Raw genomic sequence first — 20986 nt, 5'->3', positions numbered from 1 at the left:
TGTATACCGCTACTGGCCGCCGTATTTCTCTAGCAACGAATCCACAATAGCCTCGGTTTCCGCGTCGGGAACACCGTCGTAACGCTGGGGGCGAAAATGCATTTGGAAGGCGGCGATCACGCGCTGTTGCTGTCGTGGCGTCATCTTGCCATCCACCTCGTAGCCATAGCGGGCCAGCTTATCCAGCAGCGGACGAACAGCGACCGGCTCATCCGGCGCGCGGCCCGCCAGATAAAACTCTACCTGGCCCGCATCAGGCCAGGCGCCGATACCGGCCTCCGCCAGCGCTTTCCAGGGGAATAACGGTCCGGGATCAACCTTCCGTTGCGGTGCGATATCGCTGTGGGCGACCACATTCTGAGGCGCAATCTGGTGGCGTTCCAGAATATCTCGCGCCAGATGCGTCAGCAGCGCCATTTGTTGCGGGTTATACTGCACCCAGCGACATCCCCCCAACAACGAACAACGATAACCCTGATTCTCCAGCTCAATCCCCACGGAGACAGAATTCAGTTGAACCGCACCGCGCCAATAGCTGATCCCCGCATGCCATGCGGACTGAGACTCCGGCACCAGCTGCCATGCCACGGGGACGCCCGCGCTGAGCGGCGGCTTTTCGGGGATCAAATAGTGCGCACTGACCTCTCCCCGCGTCAGGAGACGCAGCGAACTATCAAAGTCTTCCGCAGTATAGTGAATGACCAGTAGTCTGACGCGGGAGGTCTGATTACGCGAAACATCGGCCGTATACAGTTGGTAGTCTCGGCCAATGTGCGATACAGGCTCGTCCGAGACGGGCGCTCTGCATCCGGCCAACATCGTCAGAAACCCGAAAAACAACACGCTACGCATGTGCCAGCCACCGTTAGCGGCTGAGTTTGACGGCAGTACCACTGATCGTGACCATCAGCATACTGCTGTCCTTGCCGACGGTTTCATAATCTATATCAATGCCTACCACGGCATTAGCGCCTAATTCAGCCGCCTGTTCTTCCAGTTCTTTGAACGCAATCTGGCGCGCGCGCCGCAGTTCTTTCTCGTAAGCGCCTGAGCGGCCGCCGACGATATCTCGGATCCCGGCGAAAAAATCTCGGAAAATATTTGCGCCGAGTATCGCTTCGCCCGCGACCACGCCGCAGTATTCAGTAATCACAAAGCCTTCCAGCGTGGGGGTCGTAGACAGTTGCATGGCAATCTCCTAGAAATATGCGGATGAGTCGTCGAATACATCGTTAGGATGTTCGCGCAGCGACAATAAAAAGGTGACGTCGCCTGCGCTAAATCCGAGACGACAGTATAGCCTGCTGGCGCGCCGAATCCTCCGGCGTATTCACCACTGTTTTGCTGTAGAAAGTAGATAAGGCGATGGATAATCGTTTGTTGGATGTGTATATCATCTGAGAAATCAGGAGATGAAGACAGTGAGGCATAATTTTATGCTAATAAGTAGCCAATAAAACGCATGTTTGCAAATTTTAACCCGTGGCGATTGCATAACTATTCTGCCAACGTTACCATTTGCGGCATCAATGTCTATTCAATTATTGCGCATGAGTATTCAACTAAACAGCATCAACTGTTTCTACGGGGCGCATCAGGCGCTATTCGATGTCACCCTTAACTGTCCGGCCGGTGAAACACTGGTCTTGTTAGGCCCCAGCGGTGCGGGAAAAAGCTCCCTTTTGCGAGTGCTAAACTTGCTGGAGATGCCGCGTTCCGGTTCGTTGTCTATCGCCGGTAAACAGTTTGACTTCACCCGCACGCCAGGTGACGACGCTATTCGCGAACTCCGCCAGAACGTAGGAATGGTGTTTCAGCAGTATAATCTGTGGCCGCATCTCACGGTGCAACAGAACTTGGTCGAAGCGCCTTGCCGCGTGCTGGGTTTAGGCCGTCAGGAGGCTCGTGCCCGTGCTGAAAAACTGCTGCAACGCCTGCGTCTGAACGACTTCGCCGACCGCTATCCGCTGCATCTTTCGGGCGGACAGCAGCAGCGTGTCGCGATTGCCCGCGCGTTGATGATGGAACCTCAGGTCCTGCTGTTTGACGAACCCACCGCGGCGCTGGACCCGGAAATCACCGCACAGGTCGTGGGCATCATTCAGGAGCTGAGCCAAACCGGCATCACCCAGGTCATCGTCACGCATGAGGTCGATTTCGCGCGCAAAACCGCCAGCCGCGTAGTGTATATGGAAGACGGACGCGTTGTGGAGCATGGCGACGCCTCGCACTTCACACAGCCGCAAACCCAAGAGTTTGCCAGCTACCTATCACACTGATGATTCAGGAAAGCCCTATGAAAAAGGTATTTGTGGCCGCGCTGCTAGCCGGAGTGAGCCTGTCAGCTAGCGCAGCAAACACCCTGCGTTTCGCCACCGAAGCCTCTTATCCCCCCTTCGAATTTGTCGGTGCGGATAACCAGATTCAGGGATTTGACATCGATCTGGCTAATGCCCTGTGTCAGAAAATGGAAGCGACCTGCACGTTTAACAATCAGTCGTTCGACAGCCTGATACCGGGCCTGAAATTCCGTCGCTTCGATGCCGTCATCGCTGGCATGGACATCACGCCGGAGCGTCAGCGACAGGTCAACTTTACCCAACCGTACTATGACAACTCTGCACTGTTCATCGCACAGAAAGACAGCGTGAAGGATGTTTCCGCGCTTAAAGGCAAACGCGTTGGCGTGCAGAATGGCACCACCCATCAGAAGTACCTGCTGGAAACGCATCAGGACATCACCGTCGTGCCTTACGACAGCTATCAGAATGCGGTGCTGGATCTGAAAAACGGCCGTGTTTCTGCCGTATTCGGGGATACCGCCGTGGTCAACGAATGGCTGAAGCAGAACCCCAATCTGGCCGTCGTCGGCGATAAGGTGACGGACAAAGCGTACTTTGGCGCCGGTCTGGGCATCGCCGTTCGTTTGCATAATGATGCGCTGCTGCAGAAATTCAATGACGCGCTGAACAGCATCAAACAGGATGGGACTTACCAGGCCCTTTATCAAAAATGGTTCCAGCAATAGTCTGATACCCGATGATTGAATTACACCCTTTAGCCAGCGCCGCCGGAATGACCGTCGGCCTTGCCCTTTGCGCCCTGTTTTTAGGCCTGATTTTGGCGATGCTGTTTGCCTTGTGGGAAACGGCGCGCTGGAAAATCGTCAGTGCTGCGGGAACCGCATTGGTAACTTTGCTGCGCGGCCTACCTGAAATTCTGGTCGTGCTGTTTATCTACTTCGGCTCTTCCCAGCTACTGCTGATTTTGGCGGACGGATTTAGCATCAATTTGTATCTGTTCCAAATCCCGGTGCAGCTGGATATTGAGACATTTGAGGTTAGCCCGTTCCTGTGCGGCGTGATCGCGCTGGCTCTGCTGTATGCCGCCTATGCGTCACAGACGCTCCGCGGCGCGTTGAAATCGGTCCCGCGCGGTCAGTGGGAGGCCGGACAGGCGCTCGGAATGACAAAAGGCGCGATCTTCCGACGCCTCATCATGCCGCAGATGTGGCGCCATGCGTTGCCAGGGCTGGGAAATCAGTGGCTGGTGCTGCTGAAAGACACGGCGCTGGTCTCGCTTATCAGCGTCAACGATCTCATGCTGCAGACCAAAAGCATCGCAACGCGTACCCAAGAGCCTTTCACCTGGTACATGATGGCGGCAGCCATTTACCTGGTAATCACCTTGTTGAGCCAGTGGGTCCTTAAACGTATTGAAACCCGCGCCACTCGCTTCGAACGGAGGCCCTCCTGATGCTTGACTACATTCCTGAGCTGCTCAAAGGGCTACATACCAGCATCACGCTCACGGTCACCGCGCTGGTTGTGGCGCTATTTTTGTCGCTGCTGCTGACCATCGTGCTGACGCTGAAGACGCCGCTGCTCTTCACGGCCTCCCGCGCTTACATTACGTTGTTTACCGGCACCCCGCTGCTGGTGCAGATCTTCCTGATCTACTATGGTCCGGGCCAGTTCGACGCCATCAAGCAGATCCCTTGGCTGTGGTCGCTGTTCTCTCAGCCGTGGTTGTGCGCCATGATCGCGCTGGCGCTCAATAGCGCCGCCTACACCACCCAGCTGTTCTATGGCGCGGTACGCGCTATTCCAGACGGACAGTGGCAGTCCTGCTCAGCTCTCGGGATGAACAAACGCCAGACGCTGCGCATTCTGCTGCCTTTCGCCTTCAAACGCGCGCTGTCGTCCTACTCGAATGAAGTCGTGCTGGTGTTTAAAGGGACGTCCCTCGCCTACACAATTACGCTCATGGATGTGATGGGCTACGGGCAACAGCTGTATGGTCGGACTTATGACGTTTTAGTGTTCGGCGCGGCCGGCATCGTTTACCTTTGTGTGAATGGTCTGCTAACGTTAATTCTGCGGATGGTTGAGCGCAGGGCTTTGGCCTTTGAAAGTCATGATGCGTAACGATGCACAATCGTGATTCGCCAGCCCGAAAGAGCCAGACTCTCTCGGGCTTTTTTGTGCACTCAGCATGCCCGCCCGATGAATGAGATGCGTCGCTTATCGGCGAGCGTTCCTCTTCTTTAGTACCGTCAATCGCCTTTTGCATTATTGAATTTACAGTTAGTTTATTTGCATATAAATTCACTCAATGGCAAGGTAAGCCTCTAGGGCGGAACATGATTTCGTCTAACAATAACGATCTGGAGTGAACACAATGAAGAAATGGGTACTTGCCACGCTGTTGGCGGGAATGACCTTTGGCGCGACGGCAGCAAACAGCATTCGGTTTGCCTCTTCGGCGACTTATCCGCCGTTCGAATTCATGGACGCGAATAATCAGATCGCCGGCTTCGATATCGATCTGGCCAAGGCGATGTGTGATCAGATGAAGGCGACATGTACTTTCACCAATCAGGCTTTCGACAGCCTCATCCCGGCACTGAAATTCCGTCGTTACGACGCCGTCATTTCCGGTATGGACATCACATCGGAACGCAGCAAGCAGGTCGCATTTTCACAGCCTTACTATGCCAATTCCGCCATTGTGATCTCGCAGAAAGGTAAGTTCGCTACATTTGCCGATCTCAAAGGCAAGCGTATCGGTATGGAAAACGGCACCACTCACCAAAAATACCTCAATGACAAACATCCTGAGATACAGACGGTGTCTTACGATAGTTACCAAAACGCCATCATTGACCTCAAAAACGGCCGCATCGATGGGGTATTCGGTGATACCGCTGTCGTCAATGAATGGCTGAAAAACAGTCCTGAACTGGGGACGGTGGGTGAAAAAATCACCGACCCGGTCTACTTCGGCATCGGTCTGGGGATTGCCGTACGTCCGGACAACACCGCCTTACTGACGAAATTGAATCAGGCGCTGAGCGATGTGAAGGCGAACGGCACTTATAAAACGATTAGCGATAAGTGGTTCCCGGCGCAGTAAGTCCAACACTCGCTAACGTCATCGGGCTGCGGTGCAGCCCGACTTCATCCCGCCCCATTCATCACCGCTCTCCCTTTTCATGCTTTGCATCGCCTGCCTGATTCAACTCGCAGACGTTTCCCATCGACATTATTTCGGTCTGAAACCCTGCGCTGAATTTACGCTACCCGCTTCAGCAAGGTCAGCACTTCATAATGAGCGGTATGCGGAAACATATCGAACAGTTGGATTTGCTCAACGCGATAGCCCGCGAGCCGCGACATATCCTTCGCCATGCTTTGAGCATTACAGCTGGAATACAGAATATACAGCGGAGCCATCCGACTGAGATACTGACAAAGGTCGTCCCCAATGCCGCGACGAGGCGGATTCACAATCACCAAATCCGGCACCGCGCCTTCTCCGGTGGCAAACCGCGTCGAGTCCAGCGCGTCAAAGTGCNCTTTATTCAGCCCGAGCTGTTCGGCGGAGCGTCGCGCGCAGGCGATAGCCTCGGCGCTGATTTCAATACCAGTCAACGTCATCTCCGGCGTCGCGCAGTGAAGTCCAAATCCGCCAACGCCGCAGAACAGATCCCACAGGCTGCGGACCGGCAGCGCTTGCACCCAGCGTCGGGCGGTGTCGTATAGCGAAGCGGCCACGTCAGGGTTGGTCTGGAAGAAACTTTGCGGACGGATGGCGAGCGGTATCTGATTGAACGTTTCCTCCAGCACCTGCTGGCGGCTGAGCGGAATTTCTTGCTCCCCCTCCATGATCGCCTGATGCACAGGCTGAATGTTGGCGGAGATCACCGCCAGCTGCGGCAGCTGTTCCTGCAGCCACGGCAGAGCCGCGCGCAGCTGGTTCAGCTTGGTTTCCGAGCGCAAAACAAACCGCAGCATAAAATGCCCGTTCGACCGACTTTCCGTGAGCAGCAGATATTTCAGCTCGCCACGCCGACGGGCCACCTGATAAGGCGTTAATCCCGCCCGCGCGATAAACGTTTTCAGTACTGTGAAGACAGGTTGGAAACTGTCGGGATAAAGCGGACAGTCACACAGGTCGACGGGAGTACCGTCGCGATGCAGTACGCCCAACAGCGGGCGCTCGACACTACCGCTCACCACCATCTTGGCTTTGTTGCGAAAAGCGCTATGCGGCGAAGGAAACGCGGGCAGCCACTGACGAATCGGATGGTCTGCCAGCAGTTCGTTGAGATGCTGCTGTTTGTCTTCCAACTGCTGCGGATACTCTTTTTCCAACCATTGGCAGGAACGGCAGGTGCCGTCGTTGTAGCGGGCGCAATCCATCACGGTAAATCTGAAACCTGTTAAGAAACCAAAGGAGGCGAATTGTAGCACCCCCATCAGCGAAAGATTATTTGTGACGCATAAAAAAGCGTTGGCTGCGCTTGGGGACAAACAGGAGCAGCAGCGTGACCACATCCGCCGCCTTGTGCTCCAGCAGCTGTTGAAGCACACCCATCTCATCATCGGCGCTCAGATAAAAGATAGGCGGCAACACATTTGCCACCGATGCGATGAGAATGTAGAGCATCGTCAGACATTGGCAAGCCAGATAGCACCAGCGTCCCCAGTTACGTCCATACAGCACCGCAAAACCGCAACGAACCTCAAGGCAGAACAGCAACCACGCCGCCAGCATCAGTAGCGTGGTGTCCCATTGCGCTGCGCTGTCGCTTAGCCAGCCGCCGAACCCGCCAGGCCCCAGCTCGCCAATCACCAACGCCAGCCCCACGCAGCGGGTGGCGATGATACCGGTTCCCGCCACCATCACCGCGACAGGCGTGCCGCGTCGGTACAAACGCACTACATCTTTTTTTATAGACAGAATAGGTCTCTCCCCCTAAACATAACGCCACCCCGAATGAAGGTGGCGTTATCACGACTAATGAACCGGCGCTTACTCGCCGTGTGACGCTCAGCCCTGACGGGCTTTTTGCATGTCGCGCTGCCGCTGTTTTTCCGCACGAGCCATAAACCACCAGGCGATGATACCAATTATGCCGACCACCAAGAGTATCAACGAAGCCAGCGCGTTGATCTGAGGATTTACACCCATCCTCACGCTGGAGAAGACTAGCATAGGCAGCGTGGTTGCACCGGGTCCAGAGACAAAACTGGCGATCACCAGATCGTCCAGAGACAACGTAAACGCCAGCAGCCAGCCGGAAACCAGCGCGGGGGCAATCATCGGCACGGTGATGATGAAAAACACTTTGAGCGGCGTGGCGCCTAAGTCCATCGCCGCTTCTTCAATCGAGTGGTCCAGCTCACGCAGGCGCGCACTCACCACTACCGCCACATAGGCGGAGCAGAAGGTGACATGGGCCAGCCAAATGGTCAGCATACCGCGTTCCGCCGGCCAGCCAATAGCATGACCCAACGCGACGAACAGCAGCAGCAGCGACAGCCCGGTGATAACGTCGGGCATCACCAGTGGCGCAGTCAGCATGAAGGCAAAGCCGTTCGAACCGCGAAAGGTGCCGAAACGCACCATCACCAGCGACGCCATCGTCCCAATCACGACGGCCATCGTCGCCGACGCCGCCGCAATGGTCAGGCTGAGCACAACCGCACTAATCATCGCAGAGTCATGGAACAACGCCGTATACCACTGCGTGGACCATCCGGCCCATACCGTCACCAGGCGGGAACTGTTGAATGAGTAGACCACCAGCATCAGCATCGGCGCATACAGGAAGGTAAATCCCAGCACCAAAATTACTATACGCCAGGGGGATCGCACTGCGGGTAAATCATTCATGCCTGATCCTCCGCCGTTTTATTTTGGTGTTTATGGAACCAGATGATGGGGACAATCAGTAGGAGCAGCATCACCGTCGCCACTGCGGACGCCACCGGCCAGTCGCGGTTATTGAAGAATTCCTGCCACAGAATACGACCGATCATGATGCTGTCCGGGCCGCCCAGCAGTTCCGGGATGACATACTCGCCGACCGTCGGAATAAACACCAACATCGAACCGGCGATAATACCGCCCTTGGTCAGCGGCACGATCACGCTGAAGAACGTTTTAAACGGCCGAGCGCCGAGATCCAGCGACGCTTCCACCAGCGAATAGTCCAGACGCGTCAGCGCCGTGTAGATCGGCAGCACCATAAACGGCAAATAGGAGTACACCACTCCGATGTAGACCGCCAGATTTGTGTGCAGGATCGTCAAAGGACTGTCGATGACACCCAGCCAGATCAGAAAGTTGTTCAGGATGCCGTTTTCTTTGAGGATCCCCATCCATGCATAAACCCGGATCAGGAACGACGTCCACGACGGCAGGATCACCAAAAGCAAGAGAATATTGCGAGTAGAGGGCTTGCTGTGGGCAACCGCCCAGGCCAGCGGATAGCCGAGCAGCAGACACAGCAGCGTCGAAATCGCCGCGACCTGCAGCGACTGAAGATAAGCTTCGATGTAGAGCGGATCGGACAACAACTGCAAATAGTTACCGATGTTCAGCGCGATATTCAACGTGCCATCGGCCCATGTCATCAGGTCCGTATAGGGCGGCACCGTACGCGCCATTTCCGCCAGACTGATTTTGAAAACAATCAGGAAAGGCAGCATGAACAGACACAGGAGCCATAAATACGGCAGCGCGATCACCNCTTTGTGGCCATACCGCATCCGCCAGCGCCTGAGCAGGCCGACGGTTTTCCCCGTTGTCTGATGTTGTTCAGATAAGATCGTCATTGATGTGTGCTCCCCAGCTACACCGTCAGCACCACACAGCTGTCCGCATCCCAGCACAACCGCACTTCATCGCCCCACGTCGGCGCATTTTTGCGATAGCGGTAGACGTTCTGCAACTGTGCACTGAGAACCTGTCCGCTTTTAAGACGAACGTGATAGATCGATAAATCGCCCAGATAAGCGATGTGCACCACCTCACCCACCGCAAAATTGCAGCCGTCTTCCGGCTCATTTTCGCATAACATGATTTTTTCGGGTCGCAACGCGATGGACACCGGTAAGCCGTCGACCACCGAGACGTCGGAAGCCACCTTGAGCGGATGCACCAGCCCCGGGCTTTGTAGGATGAATGCATCGTCCTGACGTTCCTGCAACAGCCCCTCGAACATGTTCACCGAGCCAATAAACTCCGCGCTGAATCGGGTAGTCGGATTTTCGTAGATCTCTTCCGGCTCGCCGATCTGCACAAATTTCCCGCGATTCATGATCGCGATACGTCCCGCCATCGTCATCGCTTCTTCCTGGTCGTGTGTGACCATTACGCAGGTAACGCCGACCCGTTCCAGAATATCCACCACTTCCAACTGCATCCGGTCGCGCAGCTTTTTATCCAAGGCGCCCATCGGTTCATCCAACAGCAGCAGCTTGGGGCGTTTCGCCAGACTTCGCGCGAGCGCAACGCGCTGACGCTGACCACCGGAAAGCTGGTGCGGCTTACGGTTGGCGAACTCCTGCATGTGAACGAGCGAGAGCATTTCCGCCACCCGATCTTTAATTTCTCCGCGCGACAGCCTGTCCTGCCTGAGGCCGAAAGCAATATTCTTCTCTACGGACATATGGGGGAATAGGGCGTAGGACTGAAACATCATGTTGATAGGACGTAGATAGGGCGGCACTAACGACAAATCCTGACCGTCCAGCATAATTTGCCCCTGCGTCGGCCGTTCAAAGCCAGCCAGCATACGCAGCAGCGTGGATTTACCGCAGCCGGACGCACCGAGCAGAGCGAAGAGTTCACCCTTATAGATGGTCAGGCTAACGTCATCGACGGCCAGTTGCCCGTCGTAGGATTTGGTCAGATTGCGGACCTCCAGCAACGGAGTGGCCGCCTTTTGGGTTTTAGACTGAGGGCGGGAAATCGCTTCGTTCAAAATAGTGCTCTCCGGCAGAAGCAAGATACATCACAGTCAGCTGACTGCGACAAATGAAGGGGCAATCAGGCGATCGTCGCCGCCTGATTGCCGAGGTCAGAAGGTGCGTTATTTACCGCTTTTGACCTTGGTCCACGAACGCGTGATCACGCGATCGATTTTCGGGGACTGTACTTTTAACGTAAACAGCTTGGCGCGAATGTCGGCCGGTGGGTAAATGCCCGGATTATTTTTAACGTCGTCTTTCACCAGCGGCAAAGCGGCCTTGTTCGGGTTAGCGTAATAGACGTAGTTAGTGACGCCTGCGATCACATCCGGTTTCAGCAGGTAGTTAAGGAACGCATAGGCTTCATCCAGATTTTTGGCATCTTTTGGGATCGCCAGCACGTCGAAGAAAGCCAGCGCGCCCTCTTTCGGGATGCTGTAGCCGATATTGACGCCATTTTTCGCCTCTTTAGCGCGGTTCGCCGCCTGCATAACGTCCCCTGCCCAGCCGATAGCAACGCAAATATCGCCATTAGCCAGATCGTTGATGTATTGCGAGGAGTGGAAGTAGCGGATGCTCGGGCGCAGCTTCAGCAGCAGGTCGTTGGCGGATTGGGTGTAGTCGCTCTCTTGGGTGCTATTAGGATCTTTGCCCTGATAATTCAGCACGGTGGCATAAATTTCCGCCGGCGCGTCGAGGAAGGAAACGCCGCAACTTTTCAGTTTTTCCAGGTTTTCAGGCTTCAGCACCAAATCCCAACTATCGAGCGGCGCGTCTTTGCCCAGTACCGCTTTAACCTTGTCGACGTTATACCCAATACCGGTGGTCGCCCACAGATACGGCACCGCATATTGATGACCCGGATCGTGAGGCTCAATCAGTTTCATCAGCTCAGGATCGAGGTTCTGGTAGTTAGGTAGCCGGCTTTTATCGAGCGGCTGGAAAATGCCTGCGCTGAGCTGGCGCTCCAAAAAGCTGGCCGAAGGCACTACCAGATCAAATCCGGTGCTGCCCGCCATCAGTTTGCCTTCCAGCAGTTCGTTTGAGTCAAACACGTCATAAACGACCTTGATGCCCGACTCTTTCTGGAAGTTCTGCAGCGTATCCGGCGCAATATAGTCAGACCAGTTGTACACATGCAGCGTTTTATCTTCCGCCGATGCCGTGACGGACGCGGCCATCAGCACACCGGCAACCACACCCGATAACCATTTTATATGTTGGGTGAACATCCGTTCAGTCCTCCATCTCAGGGGATAAATTAGGATCAACAGTGAATCTATCAATAACGCGAGTGTGTCGAGCTGGGCAGCATTCGCAATGTGTTTTCACCGACTTACGTCAGAATTCAGTATAGCGACTGACCGTCGAAGCACGGCGGACCTCATGCACACCTACCGCTTTAAAGCATAACCGTACTGAACTGGAGGCACCATAGAGGGGAGTTAAAACCGGGGTTTATGAAGGATTTACTTGTATTTGGTTGCTAGTACACATCCAATGTCGCCTAAATGCCGTGGAATATATGGCAAATAGGCGATGAAACTAAAATAAAATCTTGAGGGATAAAAATAAGAAAATGCGATGGTATTGACTGATTACTAACACGATCAATGAAGACTGGGCGCGATAACACGACTAGCAGGACTCTCTTCTTCATCGCCAATAAACAGCAGATTATTGGCGCCAGCTTCCATAATCACCATCGACGTTTGCTCTTCGGCCTGCTGCATGAAGTAGCGGAACTGTTCAAGAGTGATCCCCGCGCCTGCGCTAAAGGTTTGACAAGCGATCAGCTTAGGAAGGTTGTCGTCCTGAATGTCCAAAAATACCTTGGCTGTCAAAGAACTGGCATTGGTCTGGCTCAGGTCTCCCACCAGCGGGATAAGCGCGGTCGGCTTCACTTCGGCCAACGCGGAAAATACGATGACCTTGTCAACGATATCGACCTTGGCATCAAATATGCCGTCAAAATTTTGCATATGGGGTAAATGCAGCGCCTCACAGGAGTCACATTCGAAATAAATGATGCCCAGTTGATCCAGCCACCGCCGTAGCACATTCAAATCAGGGACGATGATTGAATCCATATAAACTTGCCTCATTACTTACCTATCAGTGAAAAAAAACACCGGCCCGCAAGACTATCGTGAGCCTATATCCGGAATAATACTCCCGCAGGTGGAAGCAACGGCGACACCTCTGGGCATGCGCATAAAGCTTGCGGGGAGTGACGAACAGTCACAACGCTGTCGAACAACAACGATAGCGTAAAACAGATTGAACGCCATCGTACCTCTGCTGCCTGACACTGTGCCCGAACGCGAGCCTAGTATATCAATAGCGACGCCGCCGAGTCCCCCTGTTTTTGCTGCCTAAACGGCCAGTCCATTTTTCAAGTGGTCATTATCGCCAACGGAAAGATGGAGTGCGGCTCGACACCGGTATTTATTACGCCATGCGCCGTCAGCGTTTGATCCATCCCTGACGATGCAGATAATCCAGAATGAATGGACGTTGCTCTTTCGCCAGCGCCGTTCTGATATGATCACTCCAGTCACCGCTTCGTTGATTACCGTTGCGGTGCTGGTAATACTCCGCCAGATGCTGGTCGTATTGCGCCAGCACCCTTTTATCCATCGGCTTGTAAGTATTTTCGTGGATCACCAACTCTGCGGGCAGTCTCGGTTTTTGATCCGGCTGAGCGGCCGGATGGCCCAGGCACAGCCCAAATAGAGGCAGCACCTGCTCAGGCAGTTCCAGCAACTCCGTTACCTCTGCGATGTGGTTGCGGATCCCGCCGATATATACGCCGCCCAGCCCGAGCGATTCCGCCGCGACCAGCGCGTTCTGCGCCATAATGGCGGTATCGATACAGCCCAGCAATAGTTGCTCCGCCAGCCCCACTTCCGCCGCCGGGAAGATTTGTAGGTGTCGGTTGAAGTCCGCGCAAAAAACCCAGAATTCCGCTGCCTGCGCCACGTACGCCTGGCCGCCGCTCAATGTGACCAGCGCCTGACGCGCCGCGTTATCGGTAATACGTATAATCGAGCTGCATTGCAACAGGCTCGAGGTCGAGGCACTTCGGGCGGACTGAAAAATGGCCTGACGCTGCTCTTCCGTCAGCGGTTGGTCGGTAAATTGGCGAATGGAGCGGTGTTGACACAGTAAATCGATAGTGGGAGTCACGATGGCAATCCTCACGCGTAATAAAAGGGCTGTCGCGCCGGCAGTCGGCGACAGCGCGACAATCAACGGGTACAAAGGCGACAGCAAACGTCGCTTAGCCCACAATTATAAGACAGCCCGCCCGACTCACAACGTCATGCGCTCGTCATCATTGCGGTATCGATAGCCTTAAGAAATCAATACGACAGGCAATGACTGCTTTTTATTAATTGGTCGAGCGGGCATAGTAGGTGGGTTGGCTAAATTTAAGTTTGAATAAAGGAGTAAGCATGTTTGCTGTAATTTTCGGACGTCCGGGTTGCCCCTATTGCGTACGCGCCAAAGAACTGGCGGAAAAACTGACCGCTCAGCGCGATGACTTCAACTATCGCTACGTGGATATTCAGGAAGAAGGGATCACAAAAGCAGACCTGTCGAAAACCGTCGGCAAACCGGTTATGACCGTTCCGCAGATTTTCCTTGATGAGCAGCACATCGGCGGCTGCACGGATTTTGAAGCTTATGCGAAAGAACATCTAAATCTGTTCAAGTGACAGCGTCACTTGGTGAGCATTGATCCAACAGAAGGCGCTGCCCGCGCCTTTCTTATATCGATCGAGCAGACTGACTCTACGAATGACTTGGCTCTTTTGACGAAATTGAGTAGAACCCTCGAATGTTATTTGTGAAAAAAATGACGGACCACCGCCCTCAGAAACAGCACAAGCAACCCACCCAGTAGAGTCCAGAATACAGACACCACCACATACGCCAGGTCTTGCCAGAATGATCCGCAAGATGCATGGCCTGAACGCAGCAGCCATAGACAAAGAGGAACTGCGATCAAGGAGCCAATCAGGGTATAGCGCATTCTGTCGCAACCCGTCAGATAGCTGGAGATCATACCTGGCAGTAAAAACAGCAACATGCCCGGCTCTCCATTACTCCCTTGTACCGTCGTCACTTTGAACGACATCATCTTCTGACTGAGAAAAACCAGTGTAAACAACACAAGACAACTGATTATCCCAATCCAACCTTTATTGTTTGCCATGCTTCGTCTTCTCACTATAAACAGGTGACAATACCTTCCGGCCTCGTCATACAGCACAGGCCACCCATCATGGTATTTCCCTGATGTGCCAAGACGTTGCTCTTGGCGCGTTTTATCTGCATACACAGCTGGTTGTCACGCAAATAAACTTTTAGAATAGCGACCGCCACACCAATCGTTACAGACACGGCTGATTCCCTTCATTTCATGCAACTCTGCTGTCGACGCCAGCGTCCTTGTGATGGAGTAAATTTAGCCTAAATTACTTTTATATCAAGAACTTAATAGTAAAAAATAAGTTGCATCCCATGAATATAAACGTCGCTGATTTGTTAAACGGGAATTACATTCTGCTGCTGTTCGTTGTTCTGTGTTTGGGTCTTTGTTTAGGGAAGTTAAGGCTAGGTTCCGTACAACTTGGTAATTCTATTGGAGTTTTGGTGGTCTCATTGTTTCTGGGCCAACAACATTTCGCCATCAATGCCGAAGCCCTCAGCCTGGGATTCATGTTGTTTATTTTTTGTGTAGGCGTCGAAGCTGGCCCCAACTTCTTTTCAATTTTTTTCCGCGACGGCAAAAACTATTTGATGCTGGCTCTGATTATGGTCGGCAGCGCGTTGATACTTGCTCTGATATTGGGAAAGGTTTTCGGCTGGGGGATCGGACTGACCGCCGGGATGCTAGCAGGCTCGATGACTTCAACTCCAGTACTGGTCGGCGCAGGCGACACGCTCAGAAACGCGTTCGGAGCCACGCCCATGCTCGGCATCGAACAGGAACACCTCAGCCTGGGCTATGCCCTGACCTATCTCATCGGCCTGGTTAGCCTGATCTTTGGCGCGCGCTACTTACCTAAACTGCAACATCAGGATCTGCCGACCAGCGCTCAGCAAATCGCACGTGAGCGCGGCCTGGACGCCGACAGTCAGCGCAAGATCTATCTGCCGATTATCCGCGCCTATCGCGTCGGGCCGGAGCTGGTGGCCTGGGCCGACGGCAAAAATCTGCGTGAGTTGGGCATTTACCGTCAAACAGGGTGCTATATCGAGCGCATCCGACGTAACGGTATTCTGGCTAGTCCGGACGGCGATGCGGTGCTGCAACTGGGCGACGAAATCTCGCTGGTCGGTTATCCGGATGCCCACGCCCGGCTCAATCCCAACTTTCGCGACGGCAAAGAGGTCTTCGACCGCGATCTGCTGGATATGCGCATCGTCACCGAAGAGATCGTGGTGAAAAACCATAATGCCGTCGGCAAGCGCCTTAGCCAACTCAAGCTGACCGACCACGGCTGCTTTCTCAACCGCATCGTCCGTAGCCAGATTGAAATGCCGATTGACGACGGCGTGGTGCTGAACAAAGGGGATGTTTTGCAGGTCAGCGGCGACACCCGACGAGTGAAAAACATTGCAGACCGCATCGGGTTTATCTCTATTCATAGCCAGCTCACCGATCTGCTGGCCTTTTGCGCCTTCTTTATCATCGGCATTATGATCGGGCTGATCTCGTTCCAGTTCAGCCACTTTTCATTCGGCGTCGGCAACGCCGCAGGGCTGCTGTTCGCAGGCATCATGCTGGGTTTTCTACGAGCCAACCACCCTACTTTCGGCTATATCCCGCAGGGAGCGTTGAACATGGTGAAGGAGTTCGGGCTGATGGTCTTTATGGCTGGCGTCGGTCTTAGCGCGGGCGGCACCATTAACAGCAGCCTGGGCGCCATTGGTCTGCAAATGCTGCTGTCCGGACTACTGGTCAGTTTGGTGCCGGTATTTATCTGTTTTCTCTTCGGCGTTTATATCCTCCGCATGAACCGCGCGCTGCTATTCGGCGCCATCATGGGAGCCCGTACCTGCGCTCCTGCCATGGATATCATCAGTGATGCAGCGCGCAGCAATATTCCGGCGCTTGGCTATGCAGGGACGTATGCCATCGCCAATGTTCTCCTGACGCTGGCGGGGTCGCTCATTGTCATCATCTGGCCGGAGCTGCCGTTGTAACGGAACGCGTATGAAAACAAACCAAAATTGATCGAAAAGCGCAGCGCGGTAAACTCGCCTTTCCGTTTATCTCCGCGCGCTGCGTCTAATAAGTGACACCGCGTCACTTTTGCCGCTGAGGGAAGAAGCAATCCGTCATCCCCGGCTTCTCAGCTTAATTTGCGAACGCATAACTTAAATAGGAAGCTAATTACCTTGAATTGTAATTAGTTATGCTTATTTGAATGCATGTTTTATTAGTTTCTTACCGTCTGTTTGCACCACCGTTAGCTAAACCGCTATATTACTGTCCCGTCTGCCGACTCACCGGCTCAGGCTATTTCCCGCATGAACATGGCTGTTCCTGCTGCTTCAGGCTGCGGTTGTCCGCACCCTGGCACGGCACACAGAACACGCTGTGCGCCACCCTTTAGACCTCTGAACTTGGGCAACCTCGCGTTGGCAACAGCCTATTGCTGTCGATGAGGGCATCGTTAACACGGAGACGGATGCCTTCCGCATAGCACATTATTGACATTATTTACTGGGGACCATCATGGTAATGCGCCGCATCGAACGGCTGAATACACTGGCACGAGCTTTAAAGAAAACCGACAAAATGCACCTCAAAGAGGCGGCGCTGTTGCTGGGCGTTTCTGAGATGACCGTGAGACGCGACCTGAACAGTGAAAAGACCAGCGTGATGTTGCTGGGCGGCTATGTGGTCAGCGATCCCAGAAGCCACAACGTCGGCGGTTATCTCATTGCCGATCGGGAACAGTGTCAGGTGGAAGAGAAGCGCCAGACCGGCGAGCGAGCGGCACAGTTGGTTGAAGCCAACGATATCGTCTTTTTCGACTGCGGCACCACGACCAGCTTCATCATCGAAGCGATCCCGGACGATATCTGCTTTACTGGCGTCTGTTACTCGCTCAATACCTTTATGGCGCTACAAACCAAGCCCTTGTGTCAGGCGATTTTGCTAGGCGGAGTGTTCAACGCGAGCAAAGCCCTGTTTACCCCTATCGGCCACCAGCACGATATGGACCATCTCTGCCCGCATGTCGCGTTTATTTCTGCGGAAGGAGTCGATCTCAAAGTGGGCGCCACCTGTCTTGATGTCGCCGAACTGGCGATAAAACACCGCGCGTTATCGGCGAGTCAACGTAATGTTCTGGTTGTCGACAACAGCAAGTTCGAAAAACGCAGTCCGGCCCGCATCGGCGAACTGACGCTCTTCGATGCACTGGTCAGCGATCGTTTACCGGCCGCCGACTACACCGGCTACTGCGCCGAACAGGGCATTCAATTGCTCACCCCGCCACCGAAGACGCCAGGTCAGTTGCTTACCCCAACAGACCGCCAAACCACTGATTCAGCTTCATCAGCACCGCATCCCACATGCGGCTAAAGAACCCGGCTTCCGGAACGTCGTCCATCGTCACCAGCGGACGCTGAGCGATAGATTTACCCTCAATCTGAAAATCCACCGTCCCGACGGCCTGCCCTTTTTTCAGCGGCGCCGTCAGCGGTGGCGAGCTGATCGTATAGCTGGCCCGCAGATTTCTTCCCTGCCCTTTGGGTATACTTAGCGCGGCGTCTTCAGCCACGCTTAAACGCGCCTGCGCACTCTCGCCGAACCACACGCGTTGCGTCGTCAGCACCGTATCGCTGCGTACGGGCGTGACCGTATCGTAGAATCGAAATCCCCAGGTCAGCAGCTTTTCACTTTCGCGAAAACGTATAGCATCGGTCGGCGCGCCCAGCACCACAGAAATCAGGCGCATCTCTCCTTGCGTAGCGGAAGCCACCAGATTATGGCCTGCGCCGCTGGTATGCCCAGTCTTCACCCCGTCCACGGCCAGGTTGCTGCTCCACAGCAGACGATTGCGGTTCATCTGACGAATATTGTTAAAGGTGAAAGACTTCTCTTTATGCAATGCATACTCCTCAGGCACATCGCGGATTAGCGCCCGGCTAAGAAGTGCCATATCGCGCGCGGTGCTGTACTGTCCTTCGGCATCCAGCCCATGAACCGTCAGAAAATGCGTATTGGTCAACCCCAACACTTTGACGTACTGATTCATCAGTCCGACAAATGCGTCCTGACTGCCCGCCACGTAGTCCGCCAGCGCGATGCTGGCATCGTTGCCGGACTGAATGACGATGCCTTTGTTCAGTTCTGACACCGCAATCTGGTCGCCGGGTTTCAGGAACATCAACGAGGAACCGCGCAGCGCCGGATTACCGGTTGCCCAGGCATCTTTTCCGACGGTCACCACATCGGTCGGGTTGATTTTACCGGCTTTTACCGCCTGCCCGATCACGTAGCTGGCCATGATCTTGGTCAGACTAGCGGGGTCGAGCCGTTCATCCGCCTGGGATTCGGCCAGCACCTGGCCGCTATTGAAGTCCATAAGGATATAGGCTTTTGCCTCAATCTGAGGCGGGGGCGGCGCTTGTTCCGCAGCGGCGGAGGATACCGTTACGAAGAGCAGGCTGGCGACACCAGCCTGTAAGTGGGGAAAACGCTTCATTATTTTCATCGTTTAACCGCTCTGTCCTTACGTCGTTAATGACGGAGAGAAACTCTATGCAGACATATTCTGACACACTCAAAATTAGCCGTTCATGTGCCGTAATAAAACGTCTCAGTGTGTAAAGTTACTCAAACCTTGATAAGAGCGTGGATGCGATGAAACAGCGAGGGTGTCAGTGGAAAAAGCGGGAAGCCACTCGTCACGCTTTTCCCACCGCCGCCCTCGGGCAGTGAGAAAAGCGCTTGAAGGCGATCAGCGGCGTTCGCGTTTATCGGCGCGTTTCGCCAGCCAGTCGCCTAGCGTTTGTACAATCTGCACCAGAATCACCAGCGCGATGACCGTCACGATCATGACCTGAGTTTCATAGCGATAGTAGCCGAAGCGGATCGCCAGATCCCCCACTCCGCCGCCACCGACGATACCCGCCATCGCCGAGTAGCCGATCAGGCTGACCAGCGTAATCGTCAGGCCGCGCAGCAGTCCGGATCGTGCCTCCGGCAGCAACACCGTGCCGATGATACGCATCGGACTGGCGCCGAACGCCTCAGCGGCTTCTACGATCCCCGGATCGACTTCCCGCAGCGCGCTGTCCACCAGCCGCGCATAAAAAGCGATAGCGGCGACGGACATCGGCACCGAGGCCGCAATAGGGCCGATGGTGTTGCCGAGCAGGATCTGCGTCAACGGCAGCAGCAGCACCAGCAAAATGACGAAGGGGATAGAACGGATGATATTCACCAGCACGGTGCTGAGCAGATAGAAAAAGCGGTTCTCCCAGAAAAGATGTCGATCGGTGACGTAGATCAACAGCCCAAGCGGCAAGCCGCCGATTACGGCGAAGAAGGTAGAAATACCCACCATCTGGAATGTTTCACTGAAAGCGGCGATCAAATCACCCCACAATTCATCCATGCAGCACCTCCACGTTAGCGGTTTTATGGCGGATATACTCAACCGCGGCCGTCACCTGCAACGGGTCCGTCGCGTGCGTCAGTAACGCCACCAAAATCCCCAGCGCCCGATTGCCGATATACTCGATTTTGCCGTGCAGAATATTCACGGACACGCCGAAGCGCGTCGCGACATCCGACAGGACCGGCTGTTCGGCGGAATCGCCGACAAACAGGATCTTCAGCAGCGTCCCCCGCAACTCCTCTTTCAGCCGGGTAGGCAGCTCCAGATTCAGCGTATGCGACACCAGCTGGCGAGTGAAATCATGCTGCGGCGTCGCGAAAATATCGAACACTTCACCCTCTTCCACCACGCGCCCGCCGGTCATCACCGCTACGCGATTACAGATCGTCTTAATGACGCTCATTTCATGAGAGATCAGCACGATGGTGATACCGAGCTTCAGATTGATCTCTTTCAGCAACGCGAGGATCGCGGCAGAGGTTTCCAGATCCAACGCCGAGGTCGGCTCATCACACAACAGCACTTCCGGATGGTTGGCGATGGCCCGCGCGATGCCGACCCGCTGCTTCTGCCCGCCGCTGAGCTGCGCGGGGTAGGCTTGAGCCTTATCCGCCAGCCCGACCAACGCCAGAATCTCCGGCACCCGCCGCTCTATCTCCGCCCGGGACTTACCCGCTGACTTCAGGCTGAACGCAACGTTTTGCGCGACGGTGCGCGTCTGCATTAAATTGAAGTGCTGAAAAATCATGCCGACTTTTTGGCGACAGTGCCGCAGTCTGGCGCCGCGAAGGTCGCTGATGCGCACGCCGTTCACGCTGACATGGCCCGAGGTCGGGCGCTGCAACAGGTTGACGGTGCGCAGCAAAGTACTTTTCCCGGCCCCACTCGCCCCGACGATGCCATACACATCGCCCCGGCGGATATGCAATGAAACATTATCCACTGCTTTCGTTTCTCGTTGTTTTCCATGAGGAAAGTCAACGCTGACGTTGTCTATGCGAATCATGGTTCGCGCGCTCCCAACCGAATAACGGAACAACAGAAAGCCGGTCACTGACCGGCTCTATAAAA

Annotated in this window: 22 protein-coding genes; 8 read left to right on the top strand and 14 right to left on the bottom strand. The window is 54.6% G+C overall.

The window, feature by feature from the left end; translation table 11 throughout:
* Window positions 1-9: 9 nt before the first annotated feature.
* A complete protein-coding gene (locus tag RZ35_RS11490) occupies window positions 10-852 on the bottom strand; it encodes an N-acetylmuramoyl-L-alanine amidase (protein ID WP_026743440.1) in 843 nt (280 codons plus the stop codon).
* Between the two features lie 13 nt (window positions 853-865).
* Complete coding sequence (locus RZ35_RS11485; protein ID WP_026743439.1) at window positions 866-1189, bottom strand: heavy metal-binding domain-containing protein; 324 nt, start codon at window positions 1187-1189, stop codon at window positions 866-868.
* 361 nt (window positions 1190-1550) lie between these two features.
* On the opposite strand from RZ35_RS11485, the gene artP reads away from it, so the two are divergent.
* The 5 genes from artP to artJ (RZ35_RS11460) all read left to right on the top strand — a co-directional run bounded on the left by artP (window position 1551) and on the right by artJ (RZ35_RS11460) (window position 5415).
* Complete coding sequence (gene artP, locus RZ35_RS11480) at window positions 1551-2279, top strand: arginine ABC transporter ATP-binding protein ArtP (RefSeq protein ID WP_164477207.1); 729 nt, start codon at window positions 1551-1553, stop codon at window positions 2277-2279.
* Window positions 2280-2296: 17 nt separating this feature from the next.
* On the top strand, window positions 2297-3028 hold the full coding sequence (artJ, locus tag RZ35_RS11475; RefSeq protein WP_026743437.1) for an arginine ABC transporter substrate-binding protein: 732 nt from the start codon (window positions 2297-2299) through the stop codon (window positions 3026-3028).
* An 11-nt stretch (window positions 3029-3039) separates the two neighbouring features.
* On the top strand, window positions 3040-3756 hold the full coding sequence (gene artQ / locus RZ35_RS11470; RefSeq protein WP_026743436.1) for an arginine ABC transporter permease ArtQ: 717 nt from the start codon (window positions 3040-3042) through the stop codon (window positions 3754-3756).
* A complete protein-coding gene (gene artM / locus RZ35_RS11465) occupies window positions 3756-4427 on the top strand; it encodes an arginine ABC transporter permease ArtM (RefSeq protein WP_026743435.1) in 672 nt (223 codons plus the stop codon). Before artQ ends, artM begins: the two co-directional genes overlap by 1 nt.
* A gap of 253 nt (window positions 4428-4680) precedes the next feature.
* Window positions 4681-5415: an arginine ABC transporter substrate-binding protein gene (artJ, locus tag RZ35_RS11460; protein ID WP_026743434.1), complete on the top strand. Its 735-nt coding sequence runs from the start codon at window positions 4681-4683 to the stop codon at window positions 5413-5415.
* A 158-nt stretch (window positions 5416-5573) separates the two neighbouring features.
* Here the strand turns inward: artJ (RZ35_RS11460) and rlmC are convergent, their stop codons facing one another.
* The 8 genes from rlmC to nfsA all read right to left on the bottom strand — a co-directional run bounded on the left by rlmC (window position 5574) and on the right by nfsA (window position 13451).
* Window positions 5574-6704 carry a 23S rRNA (uracil(747)-C(5))-methyltransferase RlmC gene (gene rlmC, locus RZ35_RS11455; RefSeq protein WP_026743433.1) on the bottom strand — a complete coding sequence of 377 codons (1131 nt, stop codon included), beginning with the start codon at window positions 6702-6704 and terminating at the stop codon, window positions 5574-5576.
* A gap of 67 nt (window positions 6705-6771) precedes the next feature.
* Window positions 6772-7224 carry a YbjO family protein gene (locus tag RZ35_RS11450; RefSeq protein WP_036153256.1) on the bottom strand — a complete coding sequence of 151 codons (453 nt, stop codon included), beginning with the start codon at window positions 7222-7224 and terminating at the stop codon, window positions 6772-6774.
* Between the two features lie 111 nt (window positions 7225-7335).
* Window positions 7336-8181 carry a putrescine ABC transporter permease PotI gene (potI, locus tag RZ35_RS11445; protein WP_026743431.1) on the bottom strand — a complete coding sequence of 282 codons (846 nt, stop codon included), beginning with the start codon at window positions 8179-8181 and terminating at the stop codon, window positions 7336-7338.
* Window positions 8178-9125 (bottom strand): putrescine ABC transporter permease PotH, encoded by a 948-nt coding sequence (gene potH / locus RZ35_RS11440; protein WP_026743430.1) that lies wholly within the window; start codon window positions 9123-9125, stop codon window positions 8178-8180. Before potH ends, potI begins: the two co-directional genes overlap by 4 nt.
* Window positions 9126-9142: 17 nt before the next feature.
* Window positions 9143-10276, bottom strand: a complete 1134-nt coding sequence (gene potG / locus RZ35_RS11435) for a putrescine ABC transporter ATP-binding subunit PotG (protein WP_026743429.1) — start codon at window positions 10274-10276, stop codon at window positions 9143-9145.
* A gap of 108 nt (window positions 10277-10384) precedes the next feature.
* Window positions 10385-11494, bottom strand: a complete 1110-nt coding sequence (gene potF, locus RZ35_RS11430) for a spermidine/putrescine ABC transporter substrate-binding protein PotF (RefSeq protein WP_026743428.1) — start codon at window positions 11492-11494, stop codon at window positions 10385-10387.
* A gap of 378 nt (window positions 11495-11872) precedes the next feature.
* The gene (locus tag RZ35_RS11425; protein WP_026743427.1) at window positions 11873-12352 is read right to left on the bottom strand and encodes a type III secretion system chaperone family protein; all 480 of its coding nucleotides are present in this window, start codon (window positions 12350-12352) and stop codon (window positions 11873-11875) included.
* 376 nt (window positions 12353-12728) lie between these two features.
* Window positions 12729-13451 (bottom strand): oxygen-insensitive NADPH nitroreductase, encoded by a 723-nt coding sequence (gene nfsA, locus RZ35_RS11420; RefSeq protein ID WP_026743426.1) that lies wholly within the window; start codon window positions 13449-13451, stop codon window positions 12729-12731.
* A gap of 269 nt (window positions 13452-13720) precedes the next feature.
* Between nfsA and RZ35_RS11415 the strand changes: the two genes are divergently transcribed.
* Complete coding sequence (locus RZ35_RS11415) at window positions 13721-13984, top strand: GrxA family glutaredoxin (RefSeq protein WP_026743425.1); 264 nt, start codon at window positions 13721-13723, stop codon at window positions 13982-13984.
* 125 nt (window positions 13985-14109) lie between these two features.
* Here the strand turns inward: RZ35_RS11415 and ybjM are convergent, their stop codons facing one another.
* Window positions 14110-14484, bottom strand: a complete 375-nt coding sequence (ybjM, locus tag RZ35_RS11410) for an inner membrane protein YbjM (RefSeq protein WP_026743424.1) — start codon at window positions 14482-14484, stop codon at window positions 14110-14112.
* A 308-nt stretch (window positions 14485-14792) separates the two neighbouring features.
* Between ybjM and RZ35_RS11405 the strand changes: the two genes are divergently transcribed.
* Both RZ35_RS11405 and deoR read left to right on the top strand, forming a co-directional pair.
* Window positions 14793-16481, top strand: a complete 1689-nt coding sequence (locus RZ35_RS11405) for an aspartate:alanine antiporter (RefSeq protein ID WP_026743423.1) — start codon at window positions 14793-14795, stop codon at window positions 16479-16481.
* A gap of 535 nt (window positions 16482-17016) precedes the next feature.
* Window positions 17017-17871, top strand: a complete 855-nt coding sequence (gene deoR, locus RZ35_RS11400) for a DNA-binding transcriptional repressor DeoR (RefSeq protein WP_071999793.1) — start codon at window positions 17017-17019, stop codon at window positions 17869-17871.
* Here deoR and RZ35_RS11395 read toward each other — a convergent pair.
* The 3 genes from RZ35_RS11395 to RZ35_RS11385 form a co-directional block, all read right to left on the bottom strand.
* A complete protein-coding gene (locus RZ35_RS11395) occupies window positions 17807-18997 on the bottom strand; it encodes a serine hydrolase (RefSeq protein ID WP_026743422.1) in 1191 nt (396 codons plus the stop codon). The genes deoR and RZ35_RS11395 overlap by 65 nt on opposite strands.
* Window positions 18998-19252: 255 nt before the next feature.
* Window positions 19253-19912, bottom strand: coding sequence for a methionine ABC transporter permease (locus RZ35_RS11390; protein ID WP_026743421.1), 660 nt, complete (start codon window positions 19910-19912; stop codon window positions 19253-19255).
* Complete coding sequence (locus tag RZ35_RS11385; protein WP_026743420.1) at window positions 19905-20921, bottom strand: methionine ABC transporter ATP-binding protein; 1017 nt, start codon at window positions 20919-20921, stop codon at window positions 19905-19907. The genes RZ35_RS11390 and RZ35_RS11385 overlap by 8 nt, the downstream gene beginning before the upstream one ends.
* Between the last annotated feature and the right edge of the window lie 65 nt (window positions 20922-20986).

Origin of the sequence: Lonsdalea quercina subsp. quercina (genome assembly GCF_000688655.1) — a bacterium.
In the GTDB taxonomy this organism is placed as follows: Bacteria; Pseudomonadota; Gammaproteobacteria; order Enterobacterales; family Enterobacteriaceae; genus Lonsdalea; species Lonsdalea quercina.
Note: the sequence above shows the minus strand (reverse complement) of the source record. Positions and strands in the feature narration are given on the sequence as shown.

Coding starts and splice junctions, on each gene's coding strand:
- RZ35_RS11490 (WP_026743440.1), bottom strand. CDS start 852: ATGCGTAGCGTGTTGTTTTTCGGGTTTCTGACGATGTTGGCCGGATGC.
- RZ35_RS11485 (WP_026743439.1), bottom strand. CDS start 1,189: ATGCAACTGTCTACGACCCCCACGCTGGAAGGCTTTGTGATTACTGAA.
- artP (WP_164477207.1), top strand. CDS start 1,551: ATGAGTATTCAACTAAACAGCATCAACTGTTTCTACGGGGCGCATCAG.
- artJ (WP_026743437.1), top strand. CDS start 2,297: ATGAAAAAGGTATTTGTGGCCGCGCTGCTAGCCGGAGTGAGCCTGTCA.
- artQ (WP_026743436.1), top strand. CDS start 3,040: ATGATTGAATTACACCCTTTAGCCAGCGCCGCCGGAATGACCGTCGGC.
- artM (WP_026743435.1), top strand. CDS start 3,756: ATGCTTGACTACATTCCTGAGCTGCTCAAAGGGCTACATACCAGCATC.
- artJ (WP_026743434.1), top strand. CDS start 4,681: ATGAAGAAATGGGTACTTGCCACGCTGTTGGCGGGAATGACCTTTGGC.
- potI (WP_026743431.1), bottom strand. CDS start 8,181: ATGAATGATTTACCCGCAGTGCGATCCCCCTGGCGTATAGTAATTTTG.
- potF (WP_026743428.1), bottom strand. CDS start 11,494: ATGTTCACCCAACATATAAAATGGTTATCGGGTGTGGTTGCCGGTGTG.
- RZ35_RS11425 (WP_026743427.1), bottom strand. CDS start 12,352: ATGGATTCAATCATCGTCCCTGATTTGAATGTGCTACGGCGGTGGCTG.
- RZ35_RS11415 (WP_026743425.1), top strand. CDS start 13,721: ATGTTTGCTGTAATTTTCGGACGTCCGGGTTGCCCCTATTGCGTACGC.
- ybjM (WP_026743424.1), bottom strand. CDS start 14,484: ATGGCAAACAATAAAGGTTGGATTGGGATAATCAGTTGTCTTGTGTTG.
- RZ35_RS11405 (WP_026743423.1), top strand. CDS start 14,793: ATGAATATAAACGTCGCTGATTTGTTAAACGGGAATTACATTCTGCTG.
- deoR (WP_071999793.1), top strand. CDS start 17,017: ATGGTAATGCGCCGCATCGAACGGCTGAATACACTGGCACGAGCTTTA.
- RZ35_RS11395 (WP_026743422.1), bottom strand. CDS start 18,997: ATGAAGCGTTTTCCCCACTTACAGGCTGGTGTCGCCAGCCTGCTCTTC.
- RZ35_RS11390 (WP_026743421.1), bottom strand. CDS start 19,912: ATGGATGAATTGTGGGGTGATTTGATCGCCGCTTTCAGTGAAACATTC.
- RZ35_RS11385 (WP_026743420.1), bottom strand. CDS start 20,921: ATGATTCGCATAGACAACGTCAGCGTTGACTTTCCTCATGGAAAACAA.